Source organism: Roseibium sp. RP-7, assembly GCF_053005225.1.
This window is the reverse complement of sequence record NZ_JBRKQA010000001.1, coordinates 2,207,524-2,219,584: the sequence shown is the minus strand read 5'-3', so window position 1 is coordinate 2,219,584 and position 12,061 is coordinate 2,207,524. Positions and strand designations below refer to the sequence as shown.

The 12,061-nt window shown below is 58.9% G+C and carries 8 protein-coding genes; 3 read left to right on the top strand and 5 right to left on the bottom strand.

Annotation, left to right across the window (positions count from 1 at the left end; all coding sequences use genetic code 11):
• Positions 1-71 precede the first annotated feature (71 nt).
• Complete coding sequence (locus ACVDG9_RS10100; protein ID WP_023004029.1) at positions 72-971, top strand: sugar kinase; 900 nt, start codon at positions 72-74, stop codon at positions 969-971.
• 177 nt (positions 972-1,148) lie between these two features.
• Entirely contained in the window at positions 1,149-2,324 is a 1,176-nt protein-coding gene (locus tag ACVDG9_RS10095; RefSeq protein ID WP_023004028.1) for an aq_1923 C-terminal domain, read from the top strand.
• Positions 2,325-2,396: 72 nt separating this feature from the next.
• Here ACVDG9_RS10095 and ACVDG9_RS10090 read toward each other — a convergent pair whose 3' ends face one another.
• From ACVDG9_RS10090 to ACVDG9_RS10080, 3 genes are all read right to left on the bottom strand, one after another.
• The gene (locus tag ACVDG9_RS10090; protein ID WP_055653708.1) at positions 2,397-4,184 is read right to left on the bottom strand and encodes an ABC transporter ATP-binding protein; all 1,788 of its coding nucleotides are present in this window, start codon (positions 4,182-4,184) and stop codon (positions 2,397-2,399) included.
• 120 nt (positions 4,185-4,304) lie between these two features.
• Entirely contained in the window at positions 4,305-6,086 is a 1,782-nt protein-coding gene (gene aspS / locus ACVDG9_RS10085) for an aspartate--tRNA ligase (protein ID WP_152506909.1), read from the bottom strand.
• Positions 6,087-6,249: 163 nt separating this feature from the next.
• The gene (locus tag ACVDG9_RS10080; RefSeq protein ID WP_031270746.1) at positions 6,250-6,876 is read right to left on the bottom strand and encodes a nucleotide-binding protein; all 627 of its coding nucleotides are present in this window, start codon (positions 6,874-6,876) and stop codon (positions 6,250-6,252) included.
• 146 nt (positions 6,877-7,022) lie between these two features.
• On the opposite strand from ACVDG9_RS10080, the gene rnd reads away from it, so the two are divergent.
• On the top strand, positions 7,023-8,207 hold the full coding sequence (gene rnd, locus ACVDG9_RS10075) for a ribonuclease D (RefSeq protein WP_023004024.1): 1,185 nt from the start codon (positions 7,023-7,025) through the stop codon (positions 8,205-8,207).
• A gap of 47 nt (positions 8,208-8,254) precedes the next feature.
• Here the strand turns inward: rnd and ACVDG9_RS10070 are convergent, their stop codons facing one another.
• Positions 8,255-9,775, bottom strand: coding sequence for a Ppx/GppA phosphatase family protein (locus ACVDG9_RS10070; RefSeq protein WP_447237881.1), 1,521 nt, complete (start codon positions 9,773-9,775; stop codon positions 8,255-8,257).
• Between the two features lies 1 nt (position 9,776).
• Positions 9,777-11,999: an RNA degradosome polyphosphate kinase gene (locus ACVDG9_RS10065; RefSeq protein ID WP_031270745.1), complete on the bottom strand. Its 2,223-nt coding sequence runs from the start codon at positions 11,997-11,999 to the stop codon at positions 9,777-9,779.
• Between the last annotated feature and the right edge of the window lie 62 nt (positions 12,000-12,061).

The window sequence follows — 12,061 nt, the reverse complement described above, 5'->3', positions numbered from 1 at the left end:
CAAAGCGACCTGCCTCATTGCCGTGTTAGCTGCAGGACAGACGAGAAAAGGCCGGACTTCGGGAGGGTTACATGCAGGCATTGTTTATTGGACAAGCCTATATCGACGTTACGTTTTTGACCGACCAGCTGCCGACGGGCGACGAAAAGACAATTGCCCGGGATTACGCGATCAGTTTCGGCGGCAATGCCGTTACAGCGGCGTTCTGCTGCGCCAAGCTGGGTGGCAAGCCGGAACTGTTGTGTTCGCAGGCGGACGACTGGCTGGCGCGGATGTTCCTGGACATGGCCGCGGCCTACGGCATTTCCATTCACGGGCGCAAGGTGCGCGAGAGTTCGCTCTCCTTCATCATGCCGAAGGGAGGCAAGCGTGCCATCGTGCGCTGCCGCGACAACGAATTCCTGCATCCTTTCCCTCCCCTCACGCTTACCGGCATGAAGGCATTGCATCTGGATGGCCACATGCCGGATGCAGCCCTCCACTATGCGACCACATGCAAGAACCTCGGCATTCTGACGTCTCTCGACGGAGGCGCGGTTCGCGAGAACACGGACGAGCTTTTGAACCAGATCGACATTGCGGTCGTTTCCGAACGGTTCTGCCAACAGCTTGGCATGTCGACCGGCGAGACCCTGGCGTATTTGCGTACCAAGAACTGTCCTGTCGGCGCTGTCACGCTCGGCGACGAAGGCATGGTCTGGTACGAAGCCGGCGGTCCGGACAAGGTTATGCCGGCCCTGAATGTACCCTTGTCGAAAGTGGTCGATTCCAACGGGGCCGGCGATGTTTTTCACGGCGCCTATGTTGCGTCCTACCTGCAATGGCCGGAAAGAAGCTGGGATCAGCACTTCCGCTTTGCACGTGGTGCCTCGACCCATGCGATCCAGCACCTGGGCAACGAAGCCAGCCTGCCGACACTGGAAGACATCGAACGCGCCAACAGCACCTTCCTGGAAAAGGCAGCTGCCTGACACAATCAGCCCCGGCAAAGCACTGGCTACAACGCCTTCGCGTTTCAACCGGGGAAAGTGTGACGCAGGACATATTTTGTTCGAATAAGCCCGGCTATTGCTTCAACCGGCTTTCGCCTTGCCACACTGTGGAACTTACCCCAGAGTGGGATCACCTCTATTTCGTGGAGATTTTCAATGATGTTTTCCCGTTCGCCCCGGATCGCAGCCGGTCTGACAGCCGCTGTCAGTCTGCTCGCTCTACAAGCCTCTCCGGCTCTTGCCTTCGATCCGTCCGGGAACGAGATTGCCGATGCGTTCCTGTCGCTGCTGGACGCTGAAAAAGGCACCGTCGAGAGCTATGGTTCGGTTGACGAAGCAGGTGGCGCCGTCACGCTCAGCGACATCGTCATCAGCAAGGAAGACGAGGAAGGCGCCAGCGTCACCATCGCTTCCACCGTTCTGACGGGCGGCGAAATCCAGGCTGACGGCCGGCTCAAACTGGCAAGTCTCGACATGAGCAACCTTCAGCTCACGGCCGAGGACGGCGGCATGTCGCTGGCAGACCTCAAGGTTACGGAACTTCTCTTGCCCACGCCGGAAGAAGCTGCGTCCGATACGCCGCCGGTCGGGCCCGGCTACAAGACGTTTGAAGCCAACAGCATCCAGATCCGCGATGAAGACAACCAGATTGCCGACATCGTAAAAATCTCCTCTTCGATCGATGCCATGGACGGCGATCTTCCGACGGCCGGCAGTTTCGCCGTGACCGGCGCCACGATTGATGTGAAGGAACTGGAATCGAAAGAAACCAAGTCCCTCACGGATCTCGGTTATGAAACCCTGACTGTTGATGTTGCCGGGTCAGGCAAATGGGATCCGGAAGCAGCCACGCTTGTGGTCCCGGAACTCAAGATCGATGCCAAGGAAGCCGCCAGCCTGTCGCTTTCCTTCTCCATGGGCGGGGTTACCCGGGAAGTGGTCACCCAGCTCAACGAAAAGTCGGAGAAGCCGGAAGAAGCGATGGCACTTCTGCAGAACGTGACCATCGAAAATGCCAAGATCCGGCTGGACGACGCCTCTTTGACCGGACGCGTTCTGGATCAGGAATCGAAAAAGGCCGGTGTTGACACACCAACCTATGTAGCTGGCCTCACCGGCACGCTGCCGATGATGCTTGGCATGCTGCAGAACAAGGAATTGGAAGGCAAGGTCGCTCAGGCTGTGACCCAGTTCCTGAACACCCCAGGCTCGCTGGAACTGACCGCGGCACCTGGCGCGCCGGTTCCCCTGTCCCAGATCATGGGAACGGCGATGTTCGCGCCCCAGATGATCCCGCAGATCCTTTCGGTCGGCATTACCGCCAACCAGTAACTCTGTCTTCAAACAGCAAAAAGCCCGGACCTTGTCCGGGCTTTTCTTGTTTATGCGTTCAAAAATGCAGGTTTACTCGGCTGCCTCGTTCCGGCTCTGAAACTGCAGTTCGCACAGGCGCCGATATATGCCGTCGTGCTCGAACAATTCGTCATGCGTGCCGCTTTCAAGGACGCGGCCCCTGTCCAGAACGAGTATCTTGTGCGCGTGGCGAACCGTGCTGAGCCGGTGCGCGATCACAAGCGTCGTGCGGCCTTCCATCAGTGTTTCGAGCGCGGATTGGATCTTGGCCTCGGATTCCGCGTCGAGAGCGGAGGTCGCCTCGTCCAGCAACAGGATCGGCGCATCAAGCAGCATGGCGCGCGCGATGGCAACCCGCTGACGCTGACCGCCGGACAACCGGCCGCCACCGTCGCCTGCCAACGTGTTGTAGCCTTCAGGCAATTCGAGGATGAAGTCATGGGCGTTTGCCGCCTTTGCCGCCGCCTCGATCTCTTCCTGCGTCGCATCGGGCCTGCCGATTGCGATGTTGTCGCGGATGCTGATGTTGAAGAGGTAGGAGTCCTGACTGACGTAGGCAATGTTACGGCGCAGGGAACCCATCGTCACCGATTTGATCGGCTGGCCGTCAACGCAGATCGTACCTTGCTGCGGATCGTAGAAACGCTCGATCAAGGCAAAGACCGTTGATTTCCCGGCGCCGGATGCACCAACCAGTGCCGTTGTCTTGCCGCCCTCAGCCGTCAAGGTCAGCCCGTTCAGGGCAGCACCTTCGCCATAGGAGAACTTGACGTCCTTCAGTTCGATCTGCCCGCTATCGACCTTGAGGTCCGGTGCATTTTCGACCTGCTCCAGATCCGGCTGCTCGTCGATCAATTCGTACATCAGACGAACCCCGACCAGCGCCTTGCTGAGATTGACATTCAGGCGGGCCAGACGGCGCGCCGGATCATACGCAAGCAGCAGGGCGGTGATGAATGCAAAGAACGCGCCGGGATCCTTGCCCAGTTCCACCACCGAATATCCACCGTAGAAGATAACCAGTGCGATCGCGAACCCGCCGAGGGATTCCATCAGCGGGGATGTCCGCGCCGTTAGCGCCGCAATCTTGTTGGACTGGCGCTCGACTTCAGAGACGGATGTCGCCATCCGCTGCTGCATCGTCTGCTCCATTCGGAATGCCTTGACGATGCGAATACCCAGCACGGTTTCCTGCAGGGTCGAGCCGATCTTGGCGTTCGAAACCACCTGCCGCTTGGCATAGGTCTTCACCCGCTTGACCAGAAAACTGACACCGACGACGATCGGCGGCATGATCACCAGTGCGAGCAGGCTCATCAGGGGATCCTGGACAATCATCACGCCGACGAGACCGATCAGGGTCAGAATATCCCGGCCAAGACTGAGCACGATCATGTCGATGACCGAACGGGCACTGCCGGCACCCGTGTTCACGCGAATGCCCAGTTCCGGCAGGGACATCCGGTCGTAATAGGCCTGGTCCTGCATGGTCAGCCGCTTGAACAAGCGGTTCTGAAGGTCAGCAACAATCGCGTTGCCTACCCTTGAGAGAACAACCATCTGACCGTAGGTCGAAGCGCCCTTGAGGGTGAAGATGCAGATGACCGCTCCGGCGATGACATAGATCATCGCCTTGTCGCGGTTGATGAACACCTCGTTGATTACATCCTTCATGATCCAGGCACTTGCGGCGGTCGTCGCCGCGACCATGCCCATGAAAACGAAGGCCACCATGTAGCGTGGTATGTAGGCCCGGAGATTTTCGCTCAACAGGCGCTTGATGACTTGGACCGTGCCATCCGGATCGTTCCAGATCTCCCATTTTGCAGGGTTGAGCACTGTAAGCCGCCTTTCCAAAAACTCGCTAAGCTTAGCATGACTGAGGCCGGCTAGGCCGGCCTCAAGCCTCTGTTGCAGAGGGTTATCCCTATTTAACGGTTACCCGCAAGTAGGTTGTTATTAGGCGTCCGGCAAGTTCAGACGCAAATGCAGATCGCGAAGCTGAGCCGATGTCGCTTCGCTCGGTGCGCCCATCATCAGGTCTTCCGCCTTCTGGTTCATCGGGAAGAGCATGACTTCACGGATGTTGGCTTCATCAGCCATCAGCATGACCATGCGGTCGATGCCGGCCGCGCAGCCGCCATGCGGAGGAGCGCCATACTGGAATGCATTGACCATGCCGCCGAAGCGCTTGTCGACTTCCTCAGCCGGATAGCCGGCGATCTCGAAAGCCTTGTACATTACCTCAGGCTTGTGGTTTCGGATCGCGCCTGAAATCAGTTCGTGGCCGTTGCAGGCCAGATCGTATTGGTAACCCAATACTTCCAGAGGATCGCCTTCCAACGCCTCCATTCCGCCCTGAGGCATGGAAAACGGGTTGTGCGAGAAATCGATCTCGCCGGTTTCCTCATCGCGCTCGTAGATCGGGAAATCCACGATCCAGGCAAATTCGAACCGGTCCTTGTCGGTATGGCCGAGCTCTTCGCCGATGATGACACGGGCCTTGCCTGCGACCGGCTCGAACTGCTTCGGCTTGCCGCCGAGGAAGAAGGCCGCATCACCGACGTCGAGACCCAGCTGGGTGCGGATCGCTTCGGTGCGCTCCGGACCAATGTTCTTGGCCAGCGGACCGGCAGCTTCCATGGAACCGTCTTCAGCCTTGCGCCAGAAGATGTAGCCCATACCCGGCAGGCCCTGCTCCTGGGCGAACTTGTTCATGCGGTCGCAGAACTTGCGGCTTCCGCCCTTCGGTGCCGGGATAGCGCGGATCTCGGTGCCCGGCTGCTCCAGCAGCTTGGCAAAGATTGCAAAACCGGATCCTGCAAAATGCTCGGAGACGATTTCCATCTTGATCGGGTTTCTGAGGTCCGGCTTGTCGGTTCCGTACCAGAGCGCTGAATCCTTGTAGGAAATCTGCGGCCAGTCGCGGTTGACCGGACGGCCGTTGCCGAAACGCTCGAAGCAGCCTGCAATCACCGGCTCGATGGTATCGAACACGTCCTGCTGGGTGACGAAGGACATTTCCATGTCGAGCTGGTAGAAGTCGGTCGGTGAACGATCGGCACGCGGGTCCTCATCGCGGAAACACGGCGCGATCTGGAAGTACTTGTCGAAGCCCGAGACCATCAGCAGCTGTTTGAACTGCTGCGGGGCCTGCGGCAGGGCGTAGAACTTGCCGGGGTGCAGACGAGACGGAACCAGGAAGTCACGCGCGCCCTCAGGGGAAGATGCCGTGATGATCGGCGTCTGGAATTCGTTGAAGCCGATGTTCCACATGCGGTCACGCAGATCGCGCACCACATTGGAGCGCAGGATCATGTTCTGGTGCAGCTTCTCGCGGCGCAGATCCAGGAAACGGTACTTCAGACGAACTTCTTCAGGATAGTCCAGATCACCGAAGACCGGCAGCGGCAGTTCCTTCGCCGCCCCCAGGATTTCCATCTCGCGGATGAAGACTTCAATGTCACCGGTCGGAAGTTCGGCGTTGATGGTTTCGTCAGTACGCTTCTTCACGTTGCCGTCGATGCGGATACACCATTCGGAACGCACGGTTTCGGCCAGTTTGAAGGCCGCAGAGTCGGGGTCGACCACGCATTGGGTGACACCATAATGATCGCGCAGATCGATGAACAGCACCCCGCCATGATCGCGGACCCTGTGGACCCAGCCGGAAAGACGGATAGTCTGGCCTTCGTCGGACAGACGGAGGTCACCGCATGTGTGACTACGGTAGGGGTGCATTCTAATTCCTCGACATTTTTCTTGGCATAGAAAATCGTTACGGCCCGCTGGAGGCAGGCCGAGTCCGGCTGCACAATCCATGTTGCGGGACGAAAGTCAAGGGAAAGGCTTGCGGTAGGCTTGCCTCTCCCCTTTTGAACGCGAAACGGTTCGGGAATTTCTCTCAGGCGTCGACTGCTTGCAACAGTGGATGCCACTGACCGCGGATCTCGTGAGAACTGGCATCGGAATAGTCGAATACGCCAGACCCGGCTGCGGCATGGCGGGCATATATCACCCGATCAGAAATCCGGGCAAGCAGCGGATAGCCCTTTTTGGCGAGCAACTGCTCCAGATCGGCAACCTGGTTTGACCGGCGATCGATCCGGTTTGCAACCACGTGAATATCGGCCTTGCCCTTGCGCACGCGCTTGATATCGGAAATGCCGTCGAGAAACTTCAAGGTGGCGTCCCAGTCGAAGGCTGATGCAAGCACCGGAACGATGATATCGGACGACTCCGCGATCAGGTTCTTGGCCAGCTCCGATCGAAGCCCGCCGGGTCCGTCGATGACAATGGCGTCCAGATGCTTGTCCTTGTCACCGATAGCCTCCTCCTTGCTCCAGTTGAGACCTTCGATCTGCGCCAGGCCCTTTGGGCGGCGCTTGACCCAGGAAAGGCTCGACTTCTGCCGGTCCGCATCGGCAAGTGCAACATCTTCGCCACGGGCGGCGAGCGCAACGGCAAGATTCGTGGCGAGGGTCGTCTTGCCGCAACCGCCCTTTGAATTCACCACCAGTATCTTGCGCATTTCCACTCCCCTGTGTGTTCTTTTGCGGACGCTCGCTTAAGCTTCAACATAGGCGCACAAAATGCGCCTTTTCAAGAGCTTCAAGCGCGAAAATTACCATTTCGTGGCGACAAAGCGGCAGAACTCGGGTATAGCTGTCCGTCACCATGCATGTGATTACAAAAACAAAAGATCTCGCCGCTGCGTGCCAGCGTCTTGCCGCTCATGATTACGTGACTGTCGACACGGAGTTTCTCCGTGAGACAACCTTTTGGCCCAAGCTCTGCGTCATCCAGATGGCAGGGCCTGACATGGCCTTCATCGTCGATGCCCTGTCCGAAGGGCTGGACCTTGAGCCCTTTTTCGAGCTTATGCGCGACGGCAATGTGACAAAAGTTTTTCACGCTGCCCGCCAGGACATCGAAATCATCTATCATCTGGGAGAACTTATCCCGGCCCCGCTGTTCGACACTCAAGTCGCGGCCATGGTTTGCGGCTTTGGTGATTCCATTTCCTACGACCAGCTTGTCTACAAGGTGACCGGTGCCCGGATCGACAAGTCGTCCCGCTTCACCGACTGGGCCCGCAGGCCGCTGACGGCAAAGCAACTGGATTATGCGCTGGCGGACGTCACGCATCTGCGCGACGCCTATCAGTTCCTGAAAGCGAATCTCGCCGAACAGGACCGCAGCCACTGGGTTCAAGACGAAATGCAGGTGCTGACATCCATCAACACCTACCGTACGGATCCCGAACAGGCCTGGAAACGGCTGAAGCTTCGAGTGCGCAAGCCGGTTGAACTGGCCGTGATGATGGAAGTTGCAGCCTGGCGCGAACGGGAAGCGCAATCACGCGACGTTCCGCGCAGCCGCGTCATCAAGGACGATGCCATCTACGAGCTCGCAGCTCAGCAGCCCCAGGACGCAGAATCGCTCGCGCGCCTCAGGACCATTCCGCGCGGCTTCGAGCGTTCAAAGTCCGCAGACGAGATCCTGAAAGCCGTCAGACGGGCCGTTTCGCTTCCCAAGAACGAAATGCCGAAACTGCCGAAAGGTCGACAGGCACCGGATGGTTCAGCGGCCGCTGTCGATCTCTTGAAGGTTCTTCTGAAACTTGTCAGCGAGGCCCATGGCGTTGCTGCCAAGGTCATAGCCACGGTGGATGATCTAGAAAAGATTGCCGCGGATGATGCTGCCGATGTGGCAGCCATGAAGGGCTGGCGGCGCGAGCTTTTCGGCGAAACCGCGCTCAAGCTGAAGCGCGGCGAAGTCGCCCTCGCCTTCCAGGATCGTCAGATCGTCGCAATTGATCAACCGCGGCAGGCGAACGTTGAATCGGAAGCGGCAGAGTAAACTCTGCCGCCTGCCTTCTCAGTCTCAGTTTCGAAGCACCCCAGAAATCAGTCGGCGTTTACAGCAACATCGACATCGATGACCTTGCTGAGCTGGTTCGCACGCTTGCGCAGGCGTTCACCGTCGAGATCGGCAAGGTCCTTGCCGAGATCCAGCGACAACCCTGTTTCCGATTTGGTGATGCCGACCTTCGGCAACATGCCGGCAATGGAAGCACTCAAAAGAGAAGCCACCCGCATGGTAGCGCCAAGAACCTTGGCGCGGATGCGCAGACGGTCCGTAAACAGCTCCCGGATGACCGGCGAAAGATCGCCCTCGCGCAGACCCTGGTGGCGATAGAAAACGGCGGCTGCAAGATAAGCGCGACTGGCATGATCCAGCCCGACGAAAGATGCGTTCGAAATGATATTGAGGCTCTGCTCGCCGCGATAGTCGGGATGGGCGCGCCAGCCGATGTCAGAGAGAAGACACGCCGCGTGGCGAAGCCGTGTCTCGTTGGCGGTTTCCTCGATGCCAAGTTCCTTGAACAGCTTGTCCGTCCAGACAATCAGCTCTTCCGCGTGCGCAGGTGAGCGCGCACGCAGCGTGCACAGCTCGCGCGCAGCTTCAATTACCGGGTCATGAGCCTGCATTTCCGAAGGCAGCTTTTCATGGAGCAGGCCTTCACGAACACCGGTTGCGGAAAAGACCAGGCGCTCCGCCTTCATCGACGTCAGCACCTGTTCCAGCACGACTGCACCGATCGGCACCAGAGGACGGCGCTGTTTGGAAACGATCTCCGCCAGTTCCACCCCTTCAAGGTTCGGAATGGCGATACGCCTGCAGAAGGCAATCGCCTCTTCCGCACTGATTTCATAATTGTGCATCACGTGCAGCGGATAATTGTTCTGCATCAGATGCAGACGGCCCAGCGACCGCCACGTGCCGCCAACGGCATAGAATGTCCGTTCACCGGGAGCCAGGTCAGGCCACTGAAAGTCCTTGAGAGCCGCTTCGGTGATCTTCTGCGCCTTGGCGATCTTGCCTTCGGCCTCTTCCGAAAGCCGCAGCCCGCCAAGGGGGAACGTCGCTCCCGTGCCGGGCTTGTTGTCGGCAATTTCCACCAGCTCCAGACTGCCGCCCCCCATGTCGCCGACAATGCCGCGCGGCTGCCAGAACCCGGCAATCACACCAAGAGCGGAATAATAGGCCTCTTCATTGCCATCGAGGATGCGAACCGGTGCCTCCAGAAACCGTTCGACCTCGCGCACGAAATCAGGCCCGTTTTCCGCATCGCGCGCCGCAGCCGTCGCCACGATGTAGATGTCCTGGCATCCGGTATGCTTGATCAGGGTCTTGAAGCGGGTCAGTTCACCGAGCGCCAGACTGACGGAATCGTCGGCCAGACGGCCGGTCGCGGCAATGCCCTTGCCAAGCCCTGCCAGCAGCTTTTCGTTGAACAGCATGGTCGGCGTGCGGGCCTTGCGCTCGTAAATCACGAGGCGCACGGAGTTGGAGCCGATGTCCACGACTGCGACAGGTCCGGACCCGTTGAGCCGGCCACGTGCCGGATGAAACTCAGCAGTCATGCTAACCTCGTTTTTGCCGTTCCAGGAACGGCCTCGGCCGATCGCTCTTCAATGATTTGCCTCTGCCGGAAAGCGAGGGGTTCGTCATGAAATACTGATGCGCATTGAAGGGTTCCTCATTGGCGTTCGGAACGATGCGCTCATGGCTGCCGTCCGACAGAATGCGCCAGCTTTGCTGGTTGTCCTTCAGGTTGGCCACCATGATCTGGTCCAGAACCTGTTCGTGCACCGTCGGTGTCTTGAGCGGTGCCAGGACCTCGACCCGCCGGTCGATGTTACGCGGCATCAGATCGGCTGAGCCGATATAGACGTGTGCCTCGGGAGACGGCAGTCCCTGGCCGTTGCCAAAGCAGTAGATGCGAGAATGCTCCAGGAAACGTCCGACAATGGATTTCACCCGAATGTTGTCGGACAGGCCCGGAATGCCCGGACGCAGGCAGCAAATGCCGCGAATGATCAGATCGATCTGCACACCTGCCTGGCTTGCGCGATAAAGGGCATCGATGATCGCCGGATCCACGAGGGAATTCATCTTCCACCAGATCTGCGCGGGGCGGCCTGCGCGGGCGTGCTCGATCTCGTTCTCGGTCATTTCCAGCATGCGCTGACGCAGGTTGACCGGAGACACCATGAGGTTGTTCAGTTCCGCCGGTTGAGCGTAACCGGTGATGAAGTTGAACACCCGGGCAGCATCCTCGGCAATGCCGGGATCATCAGTGAAGAAGGAAAGATCCTCATAAATCCGCGCCGTGATCGGGTGATAGTTTCCTGTCCCGATGTGGCAATAGGTCTTGAGCTGACCGTGCTCGCGCTTGATGACCATGGAGAGCTTGGAGTGTGTTTTCAGCTCGATGAAGCCGAAGACAACCTGTACCCCTGCCCGCTCCAGATCGCGCGCCCACTTGATATTCGCTTCCTCGTCGAACCTGGCCTTGAGCTCCACCAGTGCGGTAACGGATTTGCCGGCTTCGGCCGCCTCAGCCAAAGCCTTCACGATGGGGCTGTCGTTGGAGGTACGATAGAGCGTCTGCTTGATCGCCACCACATCCGGATCACGCGCAGCCTGCCGCAGATACTGAACCACCACGTCGAAGGATTCATACGGGTGGTGGACGATGATGTCCTTCTGGTGGATCGCCGCAAGGCAGTCGCCGCCATGTTCGCGAATGCGCTCCGGAAAGCGGGCGGTATAGGGCTGGAACTTCAGGTCAGGCCGCTCGAGGTCAACAATCTGGGACAGGTTGTTGAGCGCAAGCAAGCCGTTTGCAAGGAAGATCTCGCTTTGCCCGACATGCAGCGCCTCCCCCACGAACTCACGCAGCGCCGGTGGTGTGGTTTCCTGGATTTCCAGACGGATCACCGAGCCCCGGCGGCGGCGGCGCAAGGCGCTTTCGAACAGACGAACGAGGTCTTCCGCTTCTTCTTCGATTTCAAGATCGCTGTCACGAATGACGCGGAACGCCCCCTTGCCCCGGATCTCGTAGCCTGGAAACAAGCGCCCGATGAAGAGGCTGACGACTTTCTCGATTGCGATGAACCGGGCAGCGCCATCTTCGCCGTTTGGCAGTTGAACGAAGCGATCAACCTGGCTCGGAATTCTGAGCAGAGCAATCATGCCGCGCCCACCGGAAGTTGGCGCCAGTTCAAAGACGATGGAAAAGCCAAGGTTCGGAATGAACGGGAACGGATGCGCCGGGTCGATGGCAAGCGGCGTCAGAACCGGGAAGACATAAGCAAGGAAATAGTCTTGCAGCCAGGCCTTGTCCGCCTGGTCAAGCGTGTCGCCCTGCGGGATCTCGATACCCTTGTCGGCAATCTCCCGGCGCAGCTCTACCCAGATCTTCTGCTGGGACGCCTGGAGATCACGCACTGCTTCGCTGATCTTCTGAAGCTGTTCGGTCGGCGTCAGGCCGTCGTCGGACAGATTGGTAACGTCGGCCCGTTGCTGGCCACGCAGGCCGGCCACACGCACCATGAAAAATTCGTCGAGATTGTTGGCGGAGATCGACAGGAACCGAACGCGCTCAAGCAGCGGATGGTTCGGGTTCATGGCTTCTTCCAGAACCCGGAGATTGAACTGGAGCCAGGACAGCTCCCGGTTCATGAACCTGGCCGGAGATGTAGCCAGCTCACCTTCCGGTGTCAGTTCCGGCACGGTTCCCTTTGCATCGGAAGCAACGGTGGAGGCAGGCAGAATGTCCGAAAGATCAGGGGCTTCGTTCATGGCATCATCCCTTGTTCCGCGCAGCTTCCGCTTCAATCCGGCAAAACCGGGCACGCCCATTC

Coding starts and splice junctions, on each gene's coding strand:
- ACVDG9_RS10100 (WP_023004029.1), top strand. CDS start 72: ATGCAGGCATTGTTTATTGGACAAGCCTATATCGACGTTACGTTTTTG.
- ACVDG9_RS10095 (WP_023004028.1), top strand. CDS start 1,149: ATGATGTTTTCCCGTTCGCCCCGGATCGCAGCCGGTCTGACAGCCGCT.
- aspS (WP_152506909.1), bottom strand. CDS start 6,086: ATGCACCCCTACCGTAGTCACACATGCGGTGACCTCCGTCTGTCCGAC.
- ACVDG9_RS10080 (WP_031270746.1), bottom strand. CDS start 6,876: ATGCGCAAGATACTGGTGGTGAATTCAAAGGGCGGTTGCGGCAAGACG.
- rnd (WP_023004024.1), top strand. CDS start 7,023: ATGCATGTGATTACAAAAACAAAAGATCTCGCCGCTGCGTGCCAGCGT.
- ACVDG9_RS10070 (WP_447237881.1), bottom strand. CDS start 9,775: ATGACTGCTGAGTTTCATCCGGCACGTGGCCGGCTCAACGGGTCCGGA.
- ACVDG9_RS10065 (WP_031270745.1), bottom strand. CDS start 11,999: ATGAACGAAGCCCCTGATCTTTCGGACATTCTGCCTGCCTCCACCGTT.